Annotated in this window: 27 protein-coding genes; 12 read left to right on the top strand and 15 right to left on the bottom strand. The window is 68.6% G+C overall.

Going from position 1 to position 24,658, the window contains the following annotated elements:
* Positions 1–5 precede the first annotated feature (5 nt).
* The gene (gene purB, locus ACT54R_RS00335) at positions 6–1,313 is read left to right on the top strand and encodes an adenylosuccinate lyase (RefSeq protein WP_476322226.1); all 1,308 of its coding nucleotides are present in this window, start codon (positions 6–8) and stop codon (positions 1,311–1,313) included.
* 164 nt (positions 1,314–1,477) lie between these two features.
* Here the strand turns inward: purB and ACT54R_RS00330 are convergent, their stop codons facing one another.
* Positions 1,478–2,746, bottom strand: coding sequence for a threonine ammonia-lyase (locus ACT54R_RS00330; RefSeq protein WP_476322223.1), 1,269 nt, complete (start codon positions 2,744–2,746; stop codon positions 1,478–1,480).
* A gap of 22 nt (positions 2,747–2,768) precedes the next feature.
* Positions 2,769–3,815, bottom strand: coding sequence for a porphobilinogen synthase (gene hemB / locus ACT54R_RS00325; protein WP_476322220.1), 1,047 nt, complete (start codon positions 3,813–3,815; stop codon positions 2,769–2,771).
* A 226-nt stretch (positions 3,816–4,041) separates the two neighbouring features.
* Between hemB and ACT54R_RS00320 the strand changes: the two genes are divergently transcribed.
* From ACT54R_RS00320 to ACT54R_RS00310, 3 genes are all read left to right on the top strand, one after another.
* The gene (locus ACT54R_RS00320) at positions 4,042–5,112 is read left to right on the top strand and encodes an enoyl-CoA hydratase/isomerase family protein (protein ID WP_476322218.1); all 1,071 of its coding nucleotides are present in this window, start codon (positions 4,042–4,044) and stop codon (positions 5,110–5,112) included.
* Positions 5,109–5,540 (top strand): DUF6163 family protein, encoded by a 432-nt coding sequence (locus ACT54R_RS00315; RefSeq protein ID WP_168458023.1) that lies wholly within the window; start codon positions 5,109–5,111, stop codon positions 5,538–5,540. Before ACT54R_RS00320 ends, ACT54R_RS00315 begins: the two co-directional genes overlap by 4 nt.
* A gap of 82 nt (positions 5,541–5,622) precedes the next feature.
* Complete coding sequence (locus ACT54R_RS00310; RefSeq protein WP_476322215.1) at positions 5,623–6,288, top strand: O-methyltransferase; 666 nt, start codon at positions 5,623–5,625, stop codon at positions 6,286–6,288.
* Positions 6,289–6,504: 216 nt separating this feature from the next.
* Here the strand turns inward: ACT54R_RS00310 and ACT54R_RS00305 are convergent, their stop codons facing one another.
* From ACT54R_RS00305 to ACT54R_RS00295, 3 genes are all read right to left on the bottom strand, one after another.
* On the bottom strand, positions 6,505–6,792 hold the full coding sequence (locus ACT54R_RS00305) for a helix-turn-helix domain-containing protein (RefSeq protein WP_476322213.1): 288 nt from the start codon (positions 6,790–6,792) through the stop codon (positions 6,505–6,507).
* A gap of 102 nt (positions 6,793–6,894) precedes the next feature.
* Positions 6,895–7,602: an SDR family NAD(P)-dependent oxidoreductase gene (locus ACT54R_RS00300; RefSeq protein ID WP_476322211.1), complete on the bottom strand. Its 708-nt coding sequence runs from the start codon at positions 7,600–7,602 to the stop codon at positions 6,895–6,897.
* A gap of 83 nt (positions 7,603–7,685) precedes the next feature.
* The gene (locus tag ACT54R_RS00295) at positions 7,686–8,018 is read right to left on the bottom strand and encodes a monooxygenase system ferredoxin subunit (RefSeq protein WP_024278800.1); all 333 of its coding nucleotides are present in this window, start codon (positions 8,016–8,018) and stop codon (positions 7,686–7,688) included.
* A gap of 205 nt (positions 8,019–8,223) precedes the next feature.
* Here ACT54R_RS00295 and ACT54R_RS00290 point away from each other — a divergent pair, with 205 nt between their 5' ends.
* The 6 genes from ACT54R_RS00290 (at position 8,224) to folD (ending at position 14,767) form a co-directional block, all read left to right on the top strand.
* The gene (locus ACT54R_RS00290; RefSeq protein ID WP_476322208.1) at positions 8,224–9,042 is read left to right on the top strand and encodes an indole-3-glycerol phosphate synthase TrpC; all 819 of its coding nucleotides are present in this window, start codon (positions 8,224–8,226) and stop codon (positions 9,040–9,042) included.
* Positions 9,043–9,181: 139 nt separating this feature from the next.
* Positions 9,182–9,439 carry an FmdB family zinc ribbon protein gene (locus tag ACT54R_RS00285; RefSeq protein WP_476322205.1) on the top strand — a complete coding sequence of 86 codons (258 nt, stop codon included), beginning with the start codon at positions 9,182–9,184 and terminating at the stop codon, positions 9,437–9,439.
* A 153-nt stretch (positions 9,440–9,592) separates the two neighbouring features.
* Positions 9,593–10,648 carry a hypothetical protein gene (locus ACT54R_RS00280; RefSeq protein ID WP_476322202.1) on the top strand — a complete coding sequence of 352 codons (1,056 nt, stop codon included), beginning with the start codon at positions 9,593–9,595 and terminating at the stop codon, positions 10,646–10,648.
* Positions 10,649–10,789: 141 nt separating this feature from the next.
* Positions 10,790–11,137: an STAS domain-containing protein gene (locus ACT54R_RS00275; protein ID WP_476322199.1), complete on the top strand. Its 348-nt coding sequence runs from the start codon at positions 10,790–10,792 to the stop codon at positions 11,135–11,137.
* 473 nt (positions 11,138–11,610) lie between these two features.
* On the top strand, positions 11,611–13,698 hold the full coding sequence (locus ACT54R_RS00270) for a bifunctional diguanylate cyclase/phosphodiesterase (RefSeq protein ID WP_476322196.1): 2,088 nt from the start codon (positions 11,611–11,613) through the stop codon (positions 13,696–13,698).
* Positions 13,699–13,891: 193 nt separating this feature from the next.
* A complete protein-coding gene (gene folD / locus ACT54R_RS00265; RefSeq protein WP_476322193.1) occupies positions 13,892–14,767 on the top strand; it encodes a bifunctional methylenetetrahydrofolate dehydrogenase/methenyltetrahydrofolate cyclohydrolase FolD in 876 nt (291 codons plus the stop codon).
* A 58-nt stretch (positions 14,768–14,825) separates the two neighbouring features.
* On the opposite strand, the gene ACT54R_RS00260 is transcribed toward folD, so the two are convergent.
* The 8 genes from ACT54R_RS00260 to purC all read right to left on the bottom strand — a co-directional run bounded on the left by ACT54R_RS00260 (position 14,826) and on the right by purC (position 20,383).
* Positions 14,826–15,089: a hypothetical protein gene (locus ACT54R_RS00260; RefSeq protein ID WP_476322190.1), complete on the bottom strand. Its 264-nt coding sequence runs from the start codon at positions 15,087–15,089 to the stop codon at positions 14,826–14,828.
* A gap of 91 nt (positions 15,090–15,180) precedes the next feature.
* A complete protein-coding gene (gene grxD / locus ACT54R_RS00255; protein WP_168458013.1) occupies positions 15,181–15,519 on the bottom strand; it encodes a Grx4 family monothiol glutaredoxin in 339 nt (112 codons plus the stop codon).
* Positions 15,520–15,686: 167 nt separating this feature from the next.
* Positions 15,687–15,923 carry a BolA family protein gene (locus ACT54R_RS00250; protein ID WP_024278809.1) on the bottom strand — a complete coding sequence of 79 codons (237 nt, stop codon included), beginning with the start codon at positions 15,921–15,923 and terminating at the stop codon, positions 15,687–15,689.
* A gap of 31 nt (positions 15,924–15,954) precedes the next feature.
* Positions 15,955–18,162, bottom strand: a complete 2,208-nt coding sequence (gene purL / locus ACT54R_RS00245; protein WP_168458284.1) for a phosphoribosylformylglycinamidine synthase subunit PurL — start codon at positions 18,160–18,162, stop codon at positions 15,955–15,957.
* 37 nt (positions 18,163–18,199) lie between these two features.
* On the bottom strand, positions 18,200–18,898 hold the full coding sequence (gene purQ, locus ACT54R_RS00240; protein WP_168458012.1) for a phosphoribosylformylglycinamidine synthase subunit PurQ: 699 nt from the start codon (positions 18,896–18,898) through the stop codon (positions 18,200–18,202).
* Positions 18,899–18,904: 6 nt separating this feature from the next.
* Positions 18,905–19,129, bottom strand: a complete 225-nt coding sequence (locus ACT54R_RS00235; protein ID WP_476322186.1) for a hypothetical protein — start codon at positions 19,127–19,129, stop codon at positions 18,905–18,907.
* A 50-nt stretch (positions 19,130–19,179) separates the two neighbouring features.
* The gene (gene purS / locus ACT54R_RS00230) at positions 19,180–19,422 is read right to left on the bottom strand and encodes a phosphoribosylformylglycinamidine synthase subunit PurS (RefSeq protein ID WP_024278813.1); all 243 of its coding nucleotides are present in this window, start codon (positions 19,420–19,422) and stop codon (positions 19,180–19,182) included.
* A gap of 166 nt (positions 19,423–19,588) precedes the next feature.
* On the bottom strand, positions 19,589–20,383 hold the full coding sequence (gene purC / locus ACT54R_RS00225) for a phosphoribosylaminoimidazolesuccinocarboxamide synthase (RefSeq protein WP_168458010.1): 795 nt from the start codon (positions 20,381–20,383) through the stop codon (positions 19,589–19,591).
* A gap of 361 nt (positions 20,384–20,744) precedes the next feature.
* Between purC and ACT54R_RS00220 the strand changes: the two genes are divergently transcribed.
* Complete coding sequence (locus tag ACT54R_RS00220; RefSeq protein ID WP_476322182.1) at positions 20,745–21,068, top strand: DUF1476 domain-containing protein; 324 nt, start codon at positions 20,745–20,747, stop codon at positions 21,066–21,068.
* Positions 21,069–21,165: 97 nt separating this feature from the next.
* Here the strand turns inward: ACT54R_RS00220 and rpsD are convergent, their stop codons facing one another.
* The gene (rpsD, locus tag ACT54R_RS00215) at positions 21,166–21,783 is read right to left on the bottom strand and encodes a 30S ribosomal protein S4 (RefSeq protein WP_476322179.1); all 618 of its coding nucleotides are present in this window, start codon (positions 21,781–21,783) and stop codon (positions 21,166–21,168) included.
* Between the two features lie 376 nt (positions 21,784–22,159).
* On the opposite strand from rpsD, the gene ACT54R_RS00210 reads away from it, so the two are divergent.
* Entirely contained in the window at positions 22,160–22,867 is a 708-nt protein-coding gene (locus tag ACT54R_RS00210; RefSeq protein ID WP_476322177.1) for a type 1 glutamine amidotransferase, read from the top strand.
* 167 nt (positions 22,868–23,034) lie between these two features.
* Here ACT54R_RS00210 and rimO read toward each other — a convergent pair whose 3' ends face one another.
* Positions 23,035–24,357 (bottom strand): 30S ribosomal protein S12 methylthiotransferase RimO, encoded by a 1,323-nt coding sequence (gene rimO, locus ACT54R_RS00205; protein ID WP_476322174.1) that lies wholly within the window; start codon positions 24,355–24,357, stop codon positions 23,035–23,037.
* Positions 24,358–24,658: the final 301 nt, after the last annotated feature.

The raw sequence follows: 24,658 nt of genomic DNA, 5'->3' as shown, positions 1-24,658 counted from the left end.
GACCCATGATCCCGCGTTACAGCCGGCCGGAAATGGCCTCCATCTGGTCCCCCGAGGCCCGCTTCCGCATCTGGTTCGAGATCGAGGCCCATGCTGCCGACGCCATGGCCGAGCTTGGCATCGTCCCGAAAGAGGCCGCCGCCAAGATCTGGGAGCTGGGCGGCAAGGCCGAGTTCGACGTGGAGCGCATCGACGCCATCGAGCGCGAGGTGAAGCACGACGTCATCGCCTTCCTCACCCACCTCGCCGAGTTCGTGGGGCCGGAGGCGCGCTTCGTCCATCAGGGCATGACCTCCTCGGACGTGCTGGACACCTGCCTCGCCGTGCAGCTCGCGCGCGCCGCCGATCTGCTCATCGCCGACGTGGACAAGCTCCTTGCGGTTCTTGAACGCCGGGCGTTCGAGTTCAAGCTCACCCCCACCGTGGGCCGTTCCCACGGCATCCATGCCGAGCCCACCACCTTCGGCGTGAAGCTCGCCATCGCCGCCGCCGAGTTCCAGCGCTCGCGCGCCCGCCTCGTCGCGGCGAAGGAGGAGATCGCCACCTGCGCCATCTCCGGCGCGGTGGGCACCTTCGCCCATATCGATCCGGCGGTTGAGGCCCATGTGGCGGAGAAAATGGGGCTGAAGGTGGAGACCGTCTCCACCCAGGTCATCCCGCGCGACCGGCACGCCATGTTCTTCGCCGTGCTCGGCGTGGTGGCCTCGTCGGTCGAGCGGCTCGCCACCGAGGTGCGGCATCTCCAGCGCACCGAGGTGCTGGAGGCGGAGGAGTATTTCTCCCCCGAGCAGAAGGGCTCCTCGGCCATGCCCCACAAGCGCAACCCGGTTCTCACCGAGAACCTCACCGGCCTCGCCCGCATGGTGCGCGCCTATGTGACCCCGGCGCTGGAGAACGTCGCTTTGTGGCACGAGCGGGACATCTCCCACTCCTCCGTCGAGCGCATGATCGGCCCCGATTCCACGGTGACGCTGGACTTCGCCTTGTCGCGCCTCACCGGCGTGATGGACAAGCTCGTCGTCCATACCGACAACATGCAGAAGAACATGGACAAGCTGGGTGGCCTCATCCACTCCCAGCGCGTCCTCCTCGCCCTCACCCAGAAGGGTGCCAGCCGCGAGGACAGCTACCGCCTCGTGCAGCGCAACGCCATGCGCGTCTGGCGCGGCGAGGGCGACTTCCGCACCTTCCTTCTGGAAGACGCGGACGTGCGCAAGTACCTGTCCGAGGAGGACATCAACGAGAAGTTCGACCTCGGCTACCACTTCAAGAACGTGGACAACATCTTCAAGCGGGTGTTCGGCCGGGCGTGAGGGAGCGCGCGACTCTCCATAGACTCGCATCACCGTCGTGGTCCGGCTTGACCGGACCACCCATCCCGCCATTTGTCCCTCGCCGCCGGAGGCTTATCCCGGCGGAGCAATAGGCCCTCCGGTCGAGCCGGAGGGCGACGGCAGTAAGGTGGCGCTAAGGCCTCCTACCAGTCCGCGCCACCCGCTCCCAGCCTTTGCACCGGCAGCCCTTCACCCTCCAGCGCCTTCTGGATCAGCTCCGCGTGCGCCTGGTCGCGCGTCTCCACCGTGAGGTCGAGGCGGGTGCCCTTGGCGGGGACATCGAGGAAGGTGCGGCGATGGTGGACTTCCAGGATGTTGGCGCCGAGCTTGCCGAGCAGGGTGGCGATGCGGCCCAGCATCCCCGGCCGGTCGAGGATGGTGAGACGGAAGGAGACGATGCGCTCTTCCCGCTCCAGCTCGCGCAGCAGGATGCCGGCGATCATGCGCGGGTCGATGTTGCCGCCTGAGACGACGAGGCCCACCGTCTTGCCCCGGAAGCGCTCCGGCTCGGCGATGAGGGCGGCAAGGCCCGCGGCGCCGGCGCCTTCGGCCAGGGTCTTCTGATGCATGAGGAAGGCGTTCACCGCCCGCTCCAGCGCCGTCTCGTCCACCAGCACCACATGGGGCACGAGGCGCCGCACGATCTGGGAGGTGATCTCGCCCACGTTGCGCACGGCGATGCCTTCCGCCAGCGTGGGGCCGCCGCAGGGGCGGGCCTCGCCGGTCATGGCGGTCCACATGGCGGGGTAGAGCTGGGTCTCGACGCCCACCACCTGCGTGGCGGGCGAGCGGCCGGCGAAGGCCACCGCCATGCCGGCGATGAGCCCGCCGCCGCCGATGGGCACCAGCACGGCGTCGAAGGCCGGCCCGTCCTCGATCATCTCCAGCGCCACCGAGCCCTGGCCGGCGATCACGTCCACATCGTCATAGGGATGGACGAAGACGCGGCCCTGCGCCTTCGAGATTCGTTCGGCCTCCTCATAGGCGTCGGCCACCGTCTCGCCGAACAGCACCACCTCGGCGCCGAAGGCCTCTGTGGCGGCCACCTTCACCTGCGGCGTCGTCTCCGGCATCACGATGAGGGTGGAGATGCCGAGCCGCGTGCCGTGATAGGCCACCGCCTGCGCATGGTTGCCGGCCGACATGGCGACAACGCCGCGCCGGGCTTCGTCCGGCGTGAGGCGCGAGAGCTTCACCAGCGCGCCGCGCTCCTTGAAGGAGGCGGTGGCCTGAAGGTTCTCGTACTTCACATAGACATCGGCGCCGGTGAAGGCGGAGAGGCGCGGGGCGCGCAGGGTCGGTGTGCGCAGCACGGAGGCGCGAACGAGAGGCCACGCCGCCTCCACGTCCGCGAGGGTGACGGGCAGGTCTCTTCCGGTGTCGTGGTCCAGCGCCGTCGCGGGCACGGTCATCAGTCTTCTCCCGCGAGGAGCCTCAGCCCCGTTCGGCCAGGGCCTGCGCCACGCGCGGCGCGAAATAGGTGAGGATGCCGTCGGCGCCGGCGCGCTTGAAGGCGAGCAGGCTCTCCGGGACGATGCGGTCGCCGTCCACCCAGCCGTTGCGGATGGCGCCCTCAATCATCGCGTACTCGCCGGACACCTGATAGGCGAAGGTCGGCAGGCCGAACGCCTCCTTCAGCCGCCATACGATGTCGAGATAGGGCAGGCCGGGCTTCACCATGAGCATGTCCGCGCCTTCCTCCACGTCGAGGGCGGCCTCGCGGATGGCTTCAAGGCCATTGCCGGGGTCCATCTGGTAGGTGCGCTTGTCGCCCGAGAGGGTCTTGGCGGTGCCGATGGCGTCGCGGAACGGGCCGTAGAAGGCGGAGGCGTATTTCGCGGCATAGGACATGATCTGCACGTCCTCGAAGCCGTTGGCATCGAGCCCGGCGCGGATGGCGCCGACGCGGCCGTCCATCATGTCCGAGGGGGCGATGACGTCGGCTCCGGCCTCGGCCTGCACCAGCGCCTGACGCACGAGGAGTTCCACCGTCTCGTCATTGAGGATGCGGCCATCCTCCAGGAGGCCGTCATGGCCGTGGCTGGTGAAGGGGTCGAGCGCCACGTCGGTGATGAGGCCGAGGTTGGGGATCTCGGCCTTGATGGCGCGCAGGGTCTGGCAGACGAGATTGTTGTCGTTCAGCGCCTCGCTGCCGGTGGGATCGCGGCGGGAGGGGTCGATGTAGGGGAAGATGGCGAGGGCCGGGATCTTCAGCTTTGCCGCGCTCTCGGCGGCGCGCACCGCCTCGTCCACCGTCAGGCGCTCGACGCCGGGCATGGAGGGGATGGGGGTGCGGGTGGCCTGGCCGTTCATGACGAAGATCGGCCAGATCAAATCGTCGACCGTCAGCGTCGCCTCGCGCACCAGCCGGCGCGCCCAGTCCGTCTTCCGGTTCCGCCGGGGGCGGTGGACGAGGCCGAGCCGGCTGGCCGTGGCCTCGGCTTCGGAAACGGCATGCAGGCGGGGCTTGGAGAGGGGCATGATGCGCTCGTTCTTGATCCGCCCGCGGACGGGCGCCAATTGGCCCTTATAGACCCGCCGCCCTCCGCCCGCGAGTGGCGCGCGGCACAGGGTCACGGCAAGTTCAGCGTGTGCGCGGACGCACGGCCAAGGTGCGCTGGCCCGCGTTGACGCTCCCGGTGGCCACGTCTAACCCTGCCGGCAAGGACCGTCGCTCAGCGGCGGGGGCGCGAATGGGGAGGGATGAATGACCACGGAGCCTGAAGTCCTGCTGGAGGTGAAGGGCGAAGCCGGCGTCATCACCCTCAACCGGCCGAAGGCGCTCAACGCGCTCAACCTCTCCATGGTCCGCGAAATCCTGCCGCGCCTGCGGCAATGGGCGCGCGACCCGGCCGTCACCCGCGTGGTCATCAAGGCGGCGGGCGAGAAGGCGTTCTGCGCCGGTGGCGACGTGCGCAGCCTCTACGACCTCGGCCGCGCCGGCGACACCGCCGAATCGCTGGCCTTCTGGCGTGAGGAATATGTCCTCAACGACTATATCGGCAGCTTTCCCAAGCCCTATGTGGCGCTGATCGACGGCATCTGCATGGGCGGCGGCTTCGGCCTCTCGGCCCATGGCGCGCATCGGGTGGCGGGCGACAAATATCTGTTCGCCATGCCGGAGGTGAACATCGGCCTGTTCCCGGACGTGGGCGGCACCCATGTGCTGCCGCGCCTGCCCGGTGCGTTCGGCGTGTTCCTGGCGCTCACCGGCACGCGCATCCGCGCCGCGGAGGCGTTCGCCTGCGGCCTCGCCACCGACGTGGTGCCGAGCGCCGCCTTCCCGGCGCTGGAAGCGGCGCTGTGTGCCGGCGGCGACGTGGAGCGCACCATTTCCGACCACCGCATCGAGCCCGGGCCCGGCGCCTTCGCTGACCGTGCGGACTTCATCGCGGACGCCTTCGGGCGGGGGCATCTTGCCGGCATCCTCGGCGCGCTGCAGGCGGCGGCGGAGGGGGAGGGACCCCACGCGGCGTTCGCCACTACGCTTCTCACCGACATCGCCGGCAAGTCGCCCACCAGCCTCGCCATCGCCATGGAGCAGATGCGCCGAGGGCCGGACTTGGAATTGGGCGACTGCCTGAAGCTGGAATTCCGGGTGGTGAACCGCGTCGTTGCGGGGCATGATTTCTACGAGGGCGTGCGTGCGGTCCTCGTCGATCGCGACAACGCGCCTCAATGGCAGCCGGCGACCCTCGCGGAGGTGGACCCGGCCGTCATCGCGGCGCATTTCGATCCCATACCCGACGAACTGGAACTTCTGGCCCCCGGCACATGAGTCATTACGATCCCATCGACGCCAGCGCCCGCGCCCAATGGGAGAATCTCTCGCCCTGGCGGCGGCGGCTGTTCCTGTTCCTGCGCGGCGTCGCCGCCTTCCTGCTGCTGGAGGGCATCATCCACTGGGCGGTCATCCTCGGCATCGGCGACGGGGCGGCGAGCCGCTTCGAGGCCATGCCCATGGCGGCGCAGGCGGCGGTCATCTGGGCGGCGATCATCGATCCCATCGCCGGGGTCGGCCTGTGGCTGCGCGCCGGCTGGGCTGTGGTGCTGTGGCTGCTGGCGACGCTGACGCAGGTGATTCTCGCCGTCTGGGCGCCGGCCGGAATGACGCGGCTGATGCTCTTCACGCTGGTGGAGCTTGCGCTGGTGGTGGCCTATGCCGTGCTCTCCATCCGCGCGGCGCGGGAGAGCGACCAGGGTTGAGCAGGCGGCGTGAGCGCCGCCTGACGTAAAACCTTCACGCGGCCGGTATTCCTTGCGCGCGACTGCAGCGACGGAGGCGGGAATGGACGCGACGCTCTGGACCGAGATGGACGACTTCATCGGCGAGAAGCTGGTGCCGGCGGACCCGGTGCTCGACGATGTGCAGGCGGCGTGCGAGCGGGCCAGCCTTCCGGCAATCAGCGTCTCCCTGCCACAGGGCCAGATGCTGCACATCTTCGCCCGAATGATGGGCGCCAGGCGCATCCTCGAGATCGGCACGCTGGGCGGTTACAGCACCATCTTCCTCGCCCGCGCCCTGCCCGAGGGCGGGAAAGTCGTGACGCTGGAGGCGGTCGCCCTTCACGCCGAGGTCGCGCGCGCCAACTTTGTCCGCGCGGGCCTCGCCGATCGCATCGACCTGCGCCTCGCCCCAGCCATCGAGACGCTGCCGCTGCTGGAAAAGGAAGGCGCGGGGCCGTTCGACCTGATCTTCATCGACGCCGACAAGCCCAGCAATCCCGCCTATCTCGACTGGGCGCTGCGCCTGTCGCGGCCGGGCACGCTGATCGTCTGCGATAATGTGGTCCGTGGAGGGCAGGTGCTGGATGCGCAGAGCGCGGACGCCTCCGTCATCGGCATCCGCCGCACCTACGACATGGCCGGCGCCAACCCGCACCTCACCGCCACGGCGGTGCAGACGGTGGGCGCGAAGGGCTATGACGGCTTCGCGCTGCTGCTGGTGGAGTGAGGGGAGGGGCGCTTAGCCGCTGTCTTTGCCGTCGCCCTCCGCGGGGCTCAGCCTGCCGCGGCCAGTGCAAATGGCGCCATGGGTGGTCCGGTCAAGCCGGACCACGACGTCGGCGTCACGACCAGCTGCCGAGATACGCCAGTGTTGCGATGACGAGGATGATCGCCACGATGATCCAGTGGCGGGCGGCAAAATTGTGCAGGATCATGGGTCTCGTCAGTCGTCGTTGGAGGCGTTGAGGTCTTCGGCGCGGATGCCCTCGTCGCGGGACACGATCTCCACGCCCATGCCGCCGCCGTTGAGGAAGTTGATGCCTTCCCCCGACAGCGTGGCGCACAGGCGCGCGCGTGTGGAGGCGAGGGCGTCCAGCGTGACGTCATCCTGCTCCACCACCTTCACGGTGTCGGCGGTCACGCCCGCGCGCTCGGCCAGATCCTTGCGCGACCAGCCGAGCAGGGCGCGGCCGGCCTTGATCTGGCGGCCGTTGACCATGGAATGCGGCACGAAATCCTCCCGTCGTTGGGACCGGAAGATGGCACGCCGCCCCGCCCGCCACAATGCACGGGCGGCGGCAGGCTTAACGCCAACCCGTCGCGACAACGCGCCTCAGAACTTCTCCACCCACGGCCGAAGCTCCAGCTCCGAGGTCCAGGCCGAGCGGTGCTGGCGGTGGATGGACAGATAGGTCTCGGCGATGGCGTCGGGGTCGAGCCACTTGTCCGCCGGCCCCGGCTCCCCCGCCGTCGCCCAGGACGAGGCGATGCCGCCGTCGAGGATGAAGTGCGCCACATGGATCCCGCGCGGGCCGAGTTCCCGGGCGAGGCCCTGCGCCAGCGCGCGCAAAGCGAACTTGGCCATGGCGAACGGCACCGAATGGGGCATGGCCTTCACGCTGGCGGTGGCGCCGGTGAAGAAGAGCGAGCCCTTGCCCCGCGCCAGCATGCGCCGCGCCGCCGCCTGGGCGGTGAGGAATCCGGCGAAGGCGCCAACGGCATAGGCATCCATCACGTCGGCCGGATCGAGCACTTCCACCGGCCCGCGATAGCGCATGGCGGCGTTGAACACCACGAGGTCGGGCGGGCCGAACGCCTTGTCCACCTCGGCGAACACGCCCTCGATGGCGACCGGGTTCTGGGCATCGGCGGCGTAGGCGCGGGCGCCGGTCTCGGCGACGAGCGGGGCGAGCTTGTCCACGTCGCGCGCCACGAGAGCGATGCGGAACCCCTCGCGGGCGAGGCGCCGGGCGAGGGCGGCGGACAGCCCCTTGCCGGCGCCGACGATGATGGCGGTCTGGACTTCGGTCTCATCTGTCACGGGTCGAACTCCGGCTGTGGCCGCGCGCCGGCTTCAACCGCGCACAGCGCCTCGACTCATCATGCGGATCGGCTGCGGCGCTCTCAGGGCGCGGCGAACAGGGGCTCTATGCCTTCCGTGTCGATATAGACGACGCCATCCTCCACCTTCACCGGATATTCCGCGAGCGCGCTTTCCTGCGGCTCGACGGGGGCGCCGGAATTCAGGTCCCAGGTCCAGTGGTGGAGCGGGCAGGTGAGGACGGTGCCGTCGAATTCCGCCTCGTTGAGCGGCGTGTTGGAATGGGGACAGACGCCCTGGAAGGCGCGGATCTCCCCATTGTCGGGCCAGGCGAGGACGATGAGGTGGCTGTCGGCGATCACCAGCCGCATGCCGCCTTCGGCAACGGTTTCCGCTTTGCAGACGCGCGTGAACATCTTCAAAAACTCGATCGGCTAAGAATGGACGGATCATCGCGCGTTGCGGCGCAATAGGGAAGCGCCAAAGCCACGCTCCCCAATGCCGCGGCGCGAAAGCGGCATGGCCAAACGGCGCGAAATCTGTGAAGCTGGAGGTGCTTATTCATCGGGAGCGTTTGGCTCCGTTCGCTTGCACGCCTCCTTTGCCTTTGGACGTTCTTTCATGATCCTGCCCGAAAACAGCCGGCTGAAGCCGTTCCTCCTCCAGCGCCGAGACCAGCTCGGCAAGGCCAAGGCCCGCCGCTCGCTGGGCCAGATCCAGGGCAAGGTGGGCGAGATGCCCATGACGCGCGGCTTCCACGGGGCGCTCGCCGCCGCCTTCCGCGCCACCGGCACGCCCGGCATCGTCTGCGAACTCAAGGGCGGTTCGCCGTTCGAGCCGGCGTTGAAGACCATGGTGCCCTACAAGGCGCTGGCCGAGGATTTCGAGGCGGTGGGCGCGGCGGCGCTCTCGGTTGCGGTGGAGCGGCAAGCCTTCCGCGGCTCCTATTCCGACCTTGCCACCGTGCGCGGCGCGGTGGACCTCACCATCCTCGCCCAGGACATCATCTACGACGTCTACCAGATCCTCGAGGCGCGGCTCGCCGGGGCGGATGCGGTGATGCTCTCGGCGGCATTGCTGGGGCCGGACCTTGCCGCCTATCGCGAGCGCGCATCCTCCATCGCCCTCGACGTTCTGGTGCAGGTGCACACCCGGCAGGACGTGGAAACGGCGCTGGCGGCGGGGGCGGATTTCATCTGCGTCACCAACCGCAACATCCACACCTTCGAGCTTGTGCCGGGCACCTGCGAGGCGCTGATCCCGCTCATCCCGCCGGACAAGGCGTTCGTGGTGGCGGAAGGCGGTCTCGGCACCGCAGAGGACCGCGCACGGCTCGGCGCGGCGGGCGCCAAGGCGCTTCTCATGGGCACAGCCCTGATGCGGGATGAAGACCCCGCCGGGGTGCTGGAGAAGGTGCTCGGCATCGAGACGGTGGGCTGAGCGCCTCCCGGCCATCTGGCCCACTTCCTGCTTGGGAGAAGGCGGCGCGCGCTCCGGGCGACGGTGGCAGCGCGGCGCCGTAGCACGTCGGCAGCGGCTTGCGCGTGTTCCTTCAGGGACTTGCGCCGGAAGCGCGGACGTGCCCCCGGAACAGGACAGGAGGCTCGGCGTGCCGCTCTACAATTTCCATTGTCCCGATTGCGACAAGGAGTTCGAACTCCTCATCTCGGCGTCCGACACGCCCGTCTGCCCCTCGTGCGGCAGCACCCGGCCGGAGCAGATGGTGTCGCGCATCGCGCCCGACCAGAAGCTGAAGGCGGTGGCCAAGGCCTGGCGCGCCCAGGCGACCAAGGAAGGCCACACCAGCAATTTCAGCGCCAGCGAACGCAAGAGCTGAGGCGAAGGCGGGCCGGCAAGCGGCAGGGCGGCCCCGGCGACGCGGCCGGGGCACGTTAAATGCTTGGGGTCTGCCTGTCTGGATTGTTGGCCGAAATCCGCCGGGACCGAGAGCGGCCGGAAGGCGATCCATGCTCTCGCCCCGGAGCCTCCCATGACAGCCAAGCCGTCTGCACAGCCGTTCGCGCTCTCCCTTGATGCCGATGCGGACTACGTCTCCCCCGCCTATCTGCGGACCCCGTTCCGCTCCTTCCTCGTTAGCAACGACCGCGGGGCCTACTGGCTCCGCATGCCGGCCGGTGCCGGCAAGACCCAGTTTGTGCGCGGCATCGTCGCCCGGCGCACGGGCAAAGATGGCAGCCCCGAAGGCATCGACAGTGCCATTTCCAGCGGTGCCCGGGCCATCGCCGTGGCCCTCGCGGGGCCAGCTGGTCCCGAGGCGCTGGTCGAGGCGCTGAAGGCGGCGTTCGAGGCGGAATTCGCCATCGCTGCGCCGGACCCTGCGGGCGCATCCGGCAGCGCGGACGCCTTCGCCGGCTGGCTCGCGGCCCTCGCGGGAGCCGCGGCGGGGCAGGGGGCGAAGCGCCTCCTCGTCTGCATCGACCGGCTGGAAGCCGCCGACGCGGCGGCCCTCGCCCTGCTCCCCGGCCCTGCCGCCATCCCGCCCGGTGTCATCCTGCTTTTCACCTCCCGGCCGGCCGCGGATTGGGCGGCCGAGGGCTATGACGCGGCTACGGCCAAATTCGCCCCCGGCCCCGGCGTGGCCGGACACGAGGTCGGCCTCGCCGATCCCGAACATGTGGACGCGCTGCGCAAGCTGTTCGTGGAGCGCCTGCGCCCCCTCCTGCGCAGCCGGGCCAACGCGCTGCTGCTCTCCCTCATGGAAACCCGCGCCACCTACGAGCGCGGCGGGCGCGATGCGCGCCTCACCGCCGACCCGGTTCTGCGCGATGCGCTCAAGGACGACTGGAAGAAATTGACCAACAAGTTTCCGCGTTATTCCGGCCAGCAACTGCCCGTTGAGCCGCTCGGTCCGGTGCTGGACACCTTTGACCGGCTGTGGACCGACACCCTGGCGAAGAGCGAGGGGCGCGCCGGCTGCTTCTTCCTCATGGTGCGCCATCTCGCGGCGGGCGGCCTTGCAGTGGAGGAGGTGGCGGGCCTGCCGGAAGGGGAGGGGCTGGACGCCCGCCTCGCCGCCCTCGGCTGACCGGTCCGTCCATCGCCGCTGGTAGGTGGGCCGCCCGGCCGCACTGTCACAAAACTGTAAAGGCCGGGTGGGAAGAGGGGCCAGATAGCCCGGAACCACACCGGTTCCGGCGCACGGCTCAGCGAACCACGGCGGACCGCCATGAAGCTCGACTCCACTCCGCTCGAACCCGGGCAGATCGTCATCTCCCTCGCCGGCCGCATGGATATCGCCGGCGCGGCGGAAATCGAGACCGTTTTCAGTGCCCTGGTGAGCCACGCCCATGTGGCCCTGGTGGACATGGCGGGCGTGACCTTCCTCGCCTCCATCGGCATCCGCCTCATCCTCGCCAATGCCAAGTCCCTGCATAAGCGCGGCGGCACGCTGGTGCTGTTCAACTGCGATCCGCAGGTGGAGCGCGTGCTGCTCACCACCGGCGTCGGGGAACTGACCGAGATCGTCGCCACCCGCGCCGATGCCGACCGCTTCCTGGTTCCTGCGGCCGGCTGACTGTCGCTGGGGCCACTGCTTAACCTTGGGTAATACTTCGCCGCCCGGCTGAGACATCATCAGCCGGGCGGCCTTGCTTTGGGCCGGCGTTGTCCGACGCGGACGCTCCAAGGTGCTGCATTGCACGGTGAATGCTGGCGCGCCAACGCCGACGCGCCGGCCGCGGGTCGCCAGTTTCATGGCGCCGCAGGGGAATGGCGTCCCCCTGGTTGAGCGCAGATCGCTGCTCACTCGCCGGTCGGCTGCGCAGATTGGAGAAGGTCGAAACGACCTTGCGCAAGGTGCAAATCTATCGGACATAGAGATTAAATCCGGCTGCCACGGCCGGATTTTCTGCCAAACAGCGCCCGGCGCGGCTCTGGGGCGGAGCAACGATCTGGACCGGGTTCCAGGGAGGCATCGCCATTTCTCGCCAGTCCGGCCGTCACGTCCACCGTTCGCTCCTGGCCGGGCTCGCCGCGCTCGCGCTCCTGGTGGCGGGGCTCGTGGGGGTCTTCGTCTATGCCGGCATGAAGCAGGACGAGAAGGCGGGGATGCGGGAGCGCCTGGCCCTCTTGGCTGCGCTGCAGGCCCACGAAACGCTCATCCAGCAGGCCCTGGCCAGCTCGGAGGACGAGCGGCAGGTGCTCAGCCAGCTCGCCAGCGGAGACTTCGCCCGGCTGCACGAGCGCTTCGGCAAGCGGCTGAACGACAGGTTCGGGCTCGAGTTCGTATACATCATCGATGCCAACGGCGACGTGCTCTATTCGTCCGAGAACGGAAAGACGGGTGAGCGGAAGGCCTACGACTGGATTCGCCCTGCGGTCGCCCGCGCGCTGGCGGAAGGGCGCGCCGGCCATGCCGGCCTCGTCGCCAGCAAGGACGGCTCCGGCATCATGGTGGCCCGTCCGTTCTCCGAGCGGTCGGACGACATCAAGGCCCCGCAGCCGCTGGTGGCGGTGACGGTGGACCTGCTGGACCAGCCCCTGCTGCAATCCCTCGCCGCGCCGGCCCATCTGAGCGACGTGCAATTGCGCACCGGCCGGGGCGCCGCGAACCATCCCGACAGGGTGGGCGCCTCGGTTCCCAATCTCTATGACGGCACCGAGGCGGAGCTGGCCTGGCGCGGCTCCCAGCCCGGCCGAAACCTGCTGCGCAACGCGCTGCCGGCCCTCGCCGTGCTCACCACGCTGCTGTCCATCACCTTCCTCGTCATGATGTTCCGCGCGCTGCGCGTCGCTGCCGCCCTGGCCGAAAGCGAGGCCGAGGCCCGCCAGGCCGCCTCGCGCGACTACATGACGGGCCTGTTCAATCGCGGCTATTTCATCGAGGCGCTGGAGTCGGCCTTCGCGGGGCTCGATCCGGACGGGCGGCTGGTGCTGCTGTTCATCGACCTCGACGACTTCAAGACGATCAACGACACGGCCGGCCACGGCGCTGGCGACCAGGTGCTGAAGGCGGTGGCGAGCCGTATCGCCGCGGCCATCGGCGACCGCGGCGTCGCGGGGCGGTTCGGCGGAGACGAGTTCGTCGCCTTCTTCCCGGCCGCCACCGGGGCCGAGATCGACGAACTGCTCCATCGCGTCCAGACGGAGCTGAAGCCACCGATCCAGGACGGGCCCGGCGAACTGCGCGTCACCGTCTCCATCGGCGTCGCCGAGGCGCCCCAGGATGCGGTCTCCGCCAGCGACCTCATGCGCCGCGCCGACATCGCCCTCTACCGGGCCAAGGACACGGGGGGCGACACCCTCTGCCGGTTCGAGACCCAGCTCGAGAGCGAGCGCAACGCCCGTCGCGAGATCAAGGGCGCCCTGGGCGGCGCGCTGGAGCGGGGCGAGCTGGTCATCACCTACCAGCCGCAGGTGGACGTGGCGAGCGGCCGGGTCGTCGGCTTCGAGACGCTGCTGCGCTGGGATCATCCCCGGCTCGGCCGCCTGCTGCCGGCGCAGTTCATCGCCATGGCCGAGGAGATGCACATCATCTCCGCGCTCGACCTGTACGGGCTGCGCCGCGCCTGCATCGAGGCGGCGGCGCTGCCGGGCATGTCCATCTCCGTCAACATCGCTTCCGCCACCATGAAGACGACGGACTTCGCCGATCAGGTCGCCGGCATCCTCCGGGATACGCGCTTCGATCCCGCGAAGCTGGAGATCGAAGTGCCGGAAACGATCGTGCTCAACACCTCGGCGGAGCTTGCCCGCACGTTCGAGGCCCTGCGTGGGCTGGGGATCGGCGTCGCCCTCGACGATTACGGCACCGGATATGCGTCGCTGCACCATGTCAGCCGGTTTCCCATCAGCCGGATCAAGATCGACCGCTCCTTCATGCTGAAGGCCTGCACCGATCCGGACGTGGCGGCGGTGATCGAGCACAAGCTCAAGCTCGCCCAGTCGCTGCGCATCAACGTGACGGCGGAAGGGGTGGAGACGCGGGAGCAGCTGCGCTTCCTGCGCGAGATCGGCATGCCCACGGCGCAGGGCTACCTGTTCGCCCCGCCGCTGCCCATCGCTGCGGCCATCGACATGCTGCACCGGCAGGACGAGGCGCAGCAAGCCAGCGCGGGCGGCACCGCGCGGGCCTGACCTTTCCGTCAGATAAGACAATTTTCTTTACAAGAAACATTCGCGCGCGGTAAGCACCACAGCTGCGGCGTTCCGGCATGCTTTTGGCCTTGCCTCTGCCGCCCCGCCTGCCGACAAGGACGGGGAATTGCGCACAGCGAGCGGAGCCGGTGCGGCCCAGCGCCGGGCTCCCGATGATTTCTGGGGGTGCTTCGTGATCGAGACCAAACCCATCGACGGAAAGGCCTTCGCCGCCGGCCTGCGGGCCCGCATCGCCGAGGAGGTTTCCGCCCTCAAGGCCAGCGCCGGCCTCACCCCCGGCCTCGCCGTGGTGCTGGTGGGCGAGGATCCCGCCAGCCAGGTCTATGTGCGCAACAAGGCGGCCCAGACCGCCGAGGCCGGCATGGCCTCCTTCGAGTACAAGCTGGCGGCCGACACGGCGGAGGCCGATGTGCTGGCCCTGGTGGCGAAGCTGAATGCGGACCCTGCCGTGAACGGCATTCTGGTTCAGCTTCCGCTGCCCCCGCAGATCGACGCCACCAAGGTGATCGCCGCCATCGACCCTGCGAAGGACGTGGACGGCTTCCACGTGGTCAACGCGGGCCGCCTCGCGGTGGGCCTTGATGCGCTGGTGCCCTGCACGCCCCTCGGCTGCATCATGCTGCTCAAGCACCACCTCGGCAGCCTCGCCGGCCTCAAGGCGGTGGTGGTGGGCCGTTCCAACATCGTCGGCAAGCCGGCCGCGCAGCTGCTGCTGAAGGAAGACTGCACCGTCACCATCGCCCATTCGCGCACCCGCGACCTGCCGGGCGAATGCCGCACGGCAGATATTCTGGTGGCGGCGGTGGGCCGGCCGGAAATGGTGCGGGGCGACTGGATCAAGCCCGGCGCGACGGTGATCGACGTGGGCATCAACCGGGTGCCCAAGGACGACGGCAAGACACGTCTCGTGGGCGATGTGGCCTATGCGGAAGCGCAGGGCATCGCCGGCCTCATCACGCCGGTGCCCGGCGGCGTCGGTCCCATGACCATTGCCTGCCTGTTGCAGAATACGCTGACGGCGGCCAAGCGCCAGAAGGGCCTTGCCTGAGGAGTCGGAAAAGCGCCGGCGGCGTCGGGCCGCCGGCCTTTGAGCCGGGCAGGGGGATCTAGAACAGCCCGAAGGCCGAGGCGGCCAGCGCCGCGAGTGGGGGAAGCCAGGCGATCGCGAGGCCCACATCCGGCCGGCCGCGCCGCCAGAACCACAGACCGAGCGCAGGCGGAATGACGAAGGCCGCCACCGCGCCGGTCCATTCCATCACGGCGTGAATCTCGCCGCGCGCACCTTCCGGGCCGCCGAAGACGAATCCCGAGATGGCGATCAGCAGGATGACGACGCCGGCATCCGCCAGCAAGGCAAACGCCATCGCCACCTTGAGCCCCCACCCCGCGGCTTGCGGCGGAGGTGGGGCCGGCGGCGAGGCCGCCTCAGGTGCCGATGGCGGTGCGCTCACGTGATGGGAATCAGCCGACCGCGCGATCCCGCACGGCGACGCCCTTCTCTTCCAGCAGCGGGACCAGCTCGCCGGACTGGAACATCTCGCGGACGATGTCGCAGCCGCCCACGAACTCGCCCTTGATGTAGAGCTGGGGAATGGTCGGCCAGTTGGCGTAGTCCTTGATGCCCTGGCGGATCATGTCGTTCTCGAGCACGTTCACGCCTTTGAAGGGGACGCCCACGTGGTCGAGAATCTGCACCACCTGGCCGGAGAAGCCGCACTGCGGGAACTGCGGCGTGCCCTTCATGAACAGCACCACATCGCCGGACTTCACGATGGCGTCGATATCGTCACGAATGCCCATGGTCTCAAATCCAATGTCTGCGGCCGGAAAGAAGGCCTTCCACGGATAAAGATCGGCCCATGTGGCCCAAAGCGCAAGGGTTGAGGGCGCGACACGGCGGCGACACGCTTGCACAGGCGCGTGTAGCAGGCGCCGCGATGGTGCGGCGCACGCGGGGCGGAGCGTTCCTACTCGGCCGGGGCGGAGGTCTGCAGGGCGAGGGCGTGCAGCACGCCGCCCATGTTCCCCTTGAGCGCGGCATAGACCATCTGGTGCTGCTGCACCCGGCTCTTGCCGCGGAACGAGGCCGAGACGATGCGGGCGGCGTAGTGGTCGCCGTCCCCGGCCAGATCCTCGATCACCACGGTCGCGTCGGGCAGCGCATCCTTGATGAGCTGCTCGATGTCGCGGGCATTCATGGGCATGGTCGAAACGTCCTTGCTGTGCGCGAAAGCGTCAGGACGAGGCGCCCATGTAGATGGGCAGCCACGTCTCGTGCCGATCCTTCAGCGATTCGACGACTATCGAGCGGTCGTCCGGCACGATCAAGCGGTCACCGCCGGTCTTGCCGATCTTCATGATCGGAACGCCGGCCATCTCCGCCTTGTGGATCACCTCGGCGCCCTGGCCGGATGCGACCGTGACCACGTAGCGGGCCTGATCCTCGCCGAACCACCACGCATAGGGGTCCATGCCGTCCGGCGCGTCTTCCAGCGAGACGCCGATGCCGCTGGCCATGGCCATCTCGGCGAGCGCCACCAGCAGGCCGCCGTCCGACACGTCATGCACGGCGGTGGCGACGCCGTCGCGGATGAGGTTGCGCACGAAGTCGCCGTTGCGCTTCTCGGCGATGAGGTCGACGGGGGGCGGGGCCCCTTCCTCGCGCTCGCATACGGTGGCGAGGAAGGCCGAGGCGCCGAGCCAGCCCTTGGTCTTGCCGATGAGCAGCACCGGCTCGCCCGCCGCCTTGAAGTCCAGCGTCATGGTCTGGTCGAGATCCTCGATCAGGCCGACGCCGCCGATGGTGGGGGTGGGCAGGATCGCCTTGCCGTTGGTCTCGTTGTAGAGGCTGACGTTGCCTGAGACGACCGGGAAGTCCAGCGCCTCGCAGGCCGCGCCGATGCCTTTCACGCAGGCCACGAACTGGCCCATGATTTCCGGCTTCTCGGGATTGCCGAAGTTCAGATTGTCGGTGACCGCGATGGGGGTGGCGCCCACGGCGGTGAGATTGCGCCACGCCTCGGCCACCGCCTGCTTGCCGCCCTCGAAGGGGCCGGCCTCGCAATAGCGGGGCGTCACGTCGGTGGTCATGGCCAGGGCCTTGGGGCCGTCGTTCACCCGCACCACGGCGGCATCGCCGCCCGGGCGCTGCACGGTGTTGCCGAGAATGAGGTGATCGTACTGCTCCCACACCCAGCGCTTGGAGCACAGGTCCGGCGAGGCGATGAGCCGCTCCAGCGCGTCCGCCACCGAGGCAGTGGTGCGCACGTCCGAGGGCAGGATCTCGGGGCGGGGGGCCGGCTCCTCATAGGGACGACGGTATTCCGGCGCCTCGTCCCCCAGCTCCTTGATGGGCAGGTCCGCTTCCACGAGGCCCTTGTGCTTCACCACGAAGCGCAGGGTATCGGTGGTGTGGCCGACGATGGCGAAGTCGAGGCCCCACTTCTTGAAGATGGCCTCGGCTTCCGCCTCCTTGCCGTCGGCGATCACCATGAGCATGCGCTCCTGGCTCTCCGACAGCATCATCTCATAGGCCGTCATGCCGGTTTCGCGGCAGGGCACGGCGTCGAGGTTCAGCTCCACGCCGAGGTCGCCCTTGGCGCCCATCTCGACGGCGGAGCAGGTGAGGCCGGCGGCGCCCATGTCCTGGATCGCCACCACGCAGCCCGCCTGCATGATCTCGAGGCAGGCCTCCAGCAGCAGCTTCTCGGCGAAGGGGTCGCCCACCTGCACGGTCGGGCGCTTCTCCTCGGCGTCGGCACCGAACTCGGCCGAGGCCATGGTCGCGCCGTGGATGCCGTCGCGGCCGGTCTTGGAGCCGAGATAGACGATGGCCCGGCCGACGCCGGTGGCCGCCGCGTAGAAGATCTCGTCCGTCTTCGCGAGGCCGACGGCCATGGCGTTGACGAGGATGTTGCCGTTGTAGCGCTTGTGGAAGCCCACCGAGCCGCCCACCGTGGGCACGCCGAAGGAGTTGCCATAGCCGCCGATGCCGGCCACCACGCCGGCCAGCAGGCGGCGGGTCTTCAAATTGTGGCAGTCGCCGAAGCGCAAGGCGTTGAGCGCCGCGATGGGCCGCGCGCCCATGGTGAACACGTCGCGCAGGATGCCGCCCACGCCCGTCCCCGCGCCCTGGTAGGGCTCGATGAAGGAGGGGTGGTTGTGGCTTTCCATCTTGAACACGACGGCAAGGCCGTCGCCGATGTCCACCACGCCGGCATTTTCGCCCGGCCCCTGGATCACGCGCTTGCCGGTGGTGGGCAGGGTGCGCAGCCAGACCTTGGAGGACTTGTACGAGCAGTGCTCGTTCCACATGGCGGAGACGATGCCCAGCTCCGTGATGGACGGCTCGCGGCCGATCAGCTTCACGAAGTGATCGTACTCCTCCGGCTTCAGCCCATGCTCGGCCACGAGTTCCGGCGTGATGCGGGGGGTGTTGGGAATGAGGTTCACGGGCGTCGATCCGAATTGGGGCCGCGGCTCACGCCGCCTTGAGGGCGCCGGCGAGGCTCTCGAAGAGGCCGCGTCCGTCGGTGGGGCCGATCTCCGGCTCGATGTAGTTTTCCGGGTGGGGCATCATGCCGAGCACGTTGAACTTCTCGGAATAGATGCCGGCGATCCCGTTGATGGCGCCGTTGGGGCCGTCCGTCTCGTCAATCCGGCTGTCCGGGCGGGCGTAGCGGAAGGCCACGCGGCCTTCGCCCTCGATGCGGGCGATGGTGGCCTCGTCGGCGGTATAATTGCCCTCGCCGTGGGCCACCGGGATGCGGATCAGCTCGCCCTTGCGATAGGCCTTGGTGAAGGGCGTGTCTGCCCGCTCCACCCGCAGCAGCACTTCCCGGCAGACGAAGCGCAGGCGCGCGTTGCGTACCAGCACGCCGGGCAGCAGCCCCGCCTCGCACAGAATCTGGAAGCCGTTGCAGATGCCGAGCACCAGGCCGCCACGGGCGGCATGGGCGCGCACCGCATCCATGATGTTCGCCCGCGCGGCGATGGCGCCGCAGCGCAGATAGTCGCCATAGGAGAAGCCGCCGGGCAGGACCACGAGGTCGGTGCCCTTGGGCAGCTCGTGCTCGGCGTGCCACACCACCTGGGGCTTGGCGCCGGCGACGAGCCGCAGCGCGCGCACGGCGTCCTGCTCACGATTGGAGCCAGGGAAGAGGATGACGGCTGGTTTCATGATCTCTCAGTGGGTGCCGACGCGGCCGGGCCTGCGTGCGATGCGATCGAGCCGCGCGTCACGGCCCGCGTGCATGCCGTATATGGTGTTCATGTCCTGCCCGATGGCCTGTCGGGGACCGCGCCGGGCGATCATCTCTTCGCGAGCTTCCGGCGCCAGCGCGCCGGGGCTCGCGTCCCGCGGGATCGACTTCGGAACCTCTCGCTGAAGCTCGTTGGTGATCTCGGCCATCATGCCCTCTCGGCGGCCTTGCTCCCTGAAGCGGCCGCCAGACTATAACATCACTCGGCGAACTCGACCTTGTAGGTCTCGATCACGGTATTGGCGAGGAGCTTGTCGCAGGCTTCCTTGAGGGCGCCCTCGGCGGCGGCGCGGTCGTTGCCGGCCAGCTCCACGTCGAACACCTTCCCCTGACGCACGCTCTGCACGCCGGCCACACCCAGCGACCGCAGCGCGCCTTCGATGGCCTTGCCCTGCGGGTCGAGCACCGCCGACTTGAGGGTGACGATCACTCGGGCCTTCATGGAAACCTCGCCTTCATGGCACGGGCCTGCGCCCGCCTTGTTGCTTGCCCGCCGCCAGACGCCGCCGGGGGCCTGACAGGCCCGGCAACGCAAAACGGGGGCCGATCCGGCCCCCGCCTAGCACTTTTCGGGGTGGGGAAACAACGCCCCCGCCCGAATAGACGGATCACTTCACCAGCACGGGGCCCTTGCCCTGCGTCGGATCGTTCTCCATCAGGATCCCGAGCCGGCGCGCGACCTCGGTGTAGGCCTCGACGAGGCCGCCCATGTCGCGGCGGAAGCGGTCCTTGTCCATCTTGTCGTTCGACTTGATGTCCCAGAGCCGGCACGAATCGGGGCTGATCTCGTCAGCGACCACGATCCGCATCATGTCGTTCTCCCACAGCCGACCGCATTCCATCTTGAAGTCGATCAGACGGATGCCGGCGCCGAGGAAGAGGCCGGACAGGAAGTCGTTGACGCGGATCGCAAGGGCGATGATGTCGTCGATTTCCTGGGTCGTGGCCCAGCCGAAGGCGGTGATGTGCTCTTCCGACACCATCGGGTCGTTGAGCGCGTCGTTCTTGTAATAGAACTCGATGATCGAACGGGGCAGCTGGGTGCCTTCCTCGATCCCGAGACGGGTCGAGATGGAGCCCGCGGCGACGTTGCGCACGACGATCTCGAGGGGGATGATCTCCACCTCCCGGATGAGCTGCTCGCGCATGTTCAGCCGGCGGATGAAGTGGGTCGGCACCCCGATGTCGTTCAACCGGGAGAAGATGTACTCCGAAATCCGGTTGTTCAGCACACCCTTGCCGTCGATGACATCGTGCTTCTTCGCATTGAAGGCCGTGGCATCGTCCTTGAAGTGCTGAATGAGTGTGCCGGGCTCGGGTCCTTCATAGAGGACTTTCGCCTTGCCTTCGTAGATTCGGCGGCGGCGGCTCATGGGGGTATACCGTCGATTGAGGAAATCCATGGGTTTGCCAAGGCTCCGTTCGTGTGACGCTCCTCGGCGGGGCCGGGATGGCTGTTTGACGGTCACCCCAAACCCGTTCGGACACTAGCCGATCAGGCCGCGCGATACAACGCGCGTCCATTTCGCCCGGTGTCCGCTCGTTCGGCATCCGCCCCCCAAGCGGGCGGCCATCTGGTCGCACGGTCGTGGCGGGGCGCGGAGCTTTACTGACGTTGATCTAATATGAGGCGAGGGATATTCAAGGCGCGCGTGCGGAACGACGGCTGCCCTTGCGTGAGCGCAGCGGCAACCCAAATCAGCTGAGTCCGCGCAAACCGATCAGGCCGGCCGCCGGCCGCCCATTCGCAGGAAGAGGGGTGCCATGACCACGTTCGACAAGCGCGAGGAAGGTTTTGAAAAGGCTTTCGCGCTCGACGAGGAGACGCGGTTCCGGGCGCTCGCCCGCCGCAACAAGAAGCTCGGCATGTGGGCCGCGCAGAAGCTCGGCCTCGCTGGCGATGAGGCTCTTGCCTACGCCAAGGCCGTCGTCGAGGCCGACCTCCAGGAAGCCGGTGACGACGACGTGTTCCGCAAGCTGCGCGCCGACTTCGACGCCAAGCAGGTGGACGTCTCCGACCACCAGATTCGCCGCAACATGGACGAGTTCCTCGCCGCCGCCGCGGCCGAGGTGAAGTCCGGCGCCTGAGCCCGGTGCGCGCATCCCGCCGCGTCATCCGGCGCGGCGGCCCAAACAAAAAGGCCGCCCACAGGGCGGCCTTTTCTTTTCTCGGTCCCGCGCCGGATCAGCGCGAGTAGAACTCGACCACGAGGTTCGGTTCCATCTGGACCGGGTAGGGCACCTCGTTCAGCTCGGGGATGCGGGCAAAGCGCGCGGCGAGCTTGTGGGTGTCGAGCTCGATGTAGTCCGGCACGTCGCGCTCGGCGAGCTGCTGGGCCTCGAGCACGATGGCGAGCTGACGGGACGCTTCCTTCACCTCGACCACGTCGCCGACCTTCACGAGGTAGGACGGGATGTTCACGCGCTGGCCGTTCACCTTCACGTGGCCGTGCGAGACGAACTGGCGGGCGGCGAAGATGGTGGGCACGAACTTGGCGCGATAGACCACCGCGTCGAGGCGACGCTCGAGCAGGCCGATCAGGTTGGCGCCGGTGTCGCCCTTGAGGCGGGAGGCTTCCACATAGACCTTGTGGAACTGCTTCTCGCCGATGGAGCCGTAATAGCCCTTCAGCTTCTGCTTGGCGCGCAGCTGCACGCCGAAGTCGGACAGCTTGCCCTTGCGCCGCTGGCCGTGCTGGCCGGGACCGTACTCACGACGGTTGACCGGGCTCTTGGGGCGGCCCCAGATGTTCTCGCCCATACGGCGATCGATCTTGTGCTTGGCCGCAATGCGCTTGCTCATGTAACGCGGATCCCTGTTGGTTCGTTCGGGTTTGGATCGCGCCCCTCCTCTGCGAAATGGCTTGGGAACCAAGCGGTTCCGGACCGTTCCGCCGACAGGCTCGCCCGGCGCGCTGCCTTGCGAAGCCACGGGTGCGTGAAACGCCAAGCGGGCCACTCCGGGCCCGCAAGGTGGCGGGTTCTTAGTCGCGAAAGCGTGGGGAGTCAACGCCGGAGCCGCTTCGGCCTCGATCCGCGCGCTGGCGGGCGGGCGAATCATCAGCCTTTGCGCACCTGACATGAAAGATATTTAACTGAGAGGAATGGCTATTGCTCCGCTCCCGTCCGGCGGCACAGTATCAGGCAACCGGCCCCCAGGGCCAGCATGGAGGCCTCCCTTGAAAGTCCTCGTCTTCCAGCACGTCGCCTGCGAGCACCCCGGTCGTTTCCGCGACTTCATGCAGGCCGACGGCGTGGCGTGGCACGCCGTGGAGCTGGACGAGGGCGAGGCCATCCCGCCGTTCGACGACTACGCCGCCCTCATGGTGTTCGGCGGTCCGATGGACGTGTGGCAGGAGGAAGAGCTGCCCTGGCTCGTGGCCGAGAAGGCCGCCATCCGGGACTGGGTGGCGACGGGCAAGCCCTATCTCGGCGTCTGCCTGGGCCACCAGCTCCTCGCCGATGCGCTGGGCGGAAAGGTGGGCCTCATGCCGCGGCCGGAAGTGGGGGTCTCCGAGGTCTCGCTGACGGCGGCCGGGCGCGAATCCCCCCTTTTCCGGGGGCTCGACCCCACCTTCCCGACTCTCCAGTGGCACGGCGCCGCCGTGCTGGCCCTCCCGCCGGGCGGTGTGGCCCTGGCCGAGAACGCGCATTGCGCCATTCAGGCGCTGCAGGTGGGGGAGAAGGCGTTCGGCATCCAGTATCACGTGGAGCTGACCGACGAGACCGTCGGCGAATGGGGCGTGATCCCGGAATACCGTTGCGCGCTGGAGGCCATCACCGGCGAGGGCGGGCAGGCCCTGATCGAGGCGGCCACGCGGGAGCGGATGCCGGTGTTCGCGGCGGCGGCGGAGCAGCTCTACCGGAATTTCAAAGCGACCTGGTGAGGGGCCCCCTCTCCCCTTGCGGGAGAGGAGCCCCATATTGGGTCATCGCCCGGCTTGTCCGGGCGATCCACCCATTAGCCTGTGCATTGGCCGAAAACCCAACCCGGCCTAGCCGTGGATCGCCCGGACGAGCCGGGCGATGACGCTAGGGAAATAGGGTCGCTCCCTCAGAACCCCACGGCCGTGCCGGTGAGGTCATAAGGCCCTGCGGCCTCGATCTTCACCGTGGCGATCTCGCCAACCCGCAGCGGGCGGCGGGAGACCACCTTCACCGTGCCGTCGATCTCCGGCGCATCGCCCTTGGTGCGGCCGATGGCGCCCTGTGCGCTCACGGAATCGATGATGACCTGCTGGCGGGTGCCCACCTTCTTCTTCAGCCGGCGCGCCGAGACCTTCTGCTGGGTGCGCATGAAGCGGTCGTAGCGGTCCTGCTTCACCTCGTCCGGCACCGGATCGGGGAGGGCATTGGCGTCGGCGCCGCGCACCGGCTCGAACTTGAAGGCGCCGGCGCGGTCGATCTCGGCTTCCTCCATGAAGGCCAGAAGCTCCTCGAACTCCGCCTCCGTCTCGCCGGGGAAGCCGACGATGAAGGTGGAGCGGAGCGTGAGGTCCGGCACCGCCGCCCGCCACGCCTGGATGCGCGCGAGGGTCTTCTCCTGCGAGGCCGGGCGCTTCATGCGCCGCAGCACGGTGGGGCTCGCATGCTGGAAGGGAATATCGAGATAGGGCAGCACCTTGCCGGCGGCCATCAGCTCCATCACCGCATCCACGTGCGGGTAGGGGTAGACATAGTGCAGGCGCACCCAGGCGCCGAAATCGCCCAGCGCGGACGCGAGGTCGAGGAAGCGGGTCGCCAACTCTTTGTCGCCCCACTGGCTTGGCGCGTAGCGCAGGTCCACCCCATAGGCGGAGGTATCCTGCGAGATGACGAGCAGTTCCTTCACCCCCGCCTTCACCAGCTTCTCGGCCTCGCGCAGCACATCGGCGGCGGGACGGGAGACGAGGTCGCCGCGCAGCTTGGGGATGATGCAGAAGGTGCAGCGGTTGGAGCAGCCTTCGGAAATCTTGAGATAGGCGTAGTGGCGGGGCGTGAGCTTCACGCCCTGCTCGGGCACGAGATCGAGGAACGGATCATGCTGCGGCGGCACCGCCTCGTGGACGGCGGCGAGCACGCTCTCGTACTGCTGCGGGCCGGTGATGGCGAGGACGCTGGGATGCACCTCGCGGATCTGCTCCGGCTCGGCGCCCATGCAGCCGGTGACCACCACCTTGCCGTTTTCCGCCAGCGCCTCGCCGATGGCGGAAAGGCTCTCGGCCTTGGCGCTGTCGAGGAAGCCGCAGGTGTTGACGATGACGAGGTCCGCGCCCTGATGGGTCTTCGTCAGCTCGTAGCCCTCGGCGCGCAGCCGCGTGACGATGCGCTCACTGTCCACCAGCGCCTTCGGGCAACCGAGGGAGACGAAGGAGATGCGCGGCGCGGGCTCGGCCATGGGGAGGCGGGTTCTTTCTAGGGCTGTGCGAAGGGCGTGCGCTTACGTCAGCGCGACGGGGCCGTCAACGCCGGGTCTTTGGCGGGGCTTTGTGGCCGAAGGAGGGACGGAACGTTCCCCGGACCAGCGACGGCGCAGCCGGAGCGCCGAGCCGGGGTCCAGGGGAGACGTCGGCGAAGCCGGCAATGCTCTGGAAGACCCCGGGATCAGGCCGCCTTCGGCGAGGTGTTGCGCTGGGCCACGGCTCTCCTTCCGCTCCGCTCCAGTCGGCCGAGGCGCGGGAGCGGAGCCAAAGGGATCA

It is taken from the genome of Xanthobacter sp. DMC47, assembly GCF_056313845.1.
The sequence above is the reverse complement of the archived record's forward strand: the minus strand, read 5'-3'. Positions and strand labels throughout refer to the sequence as shown.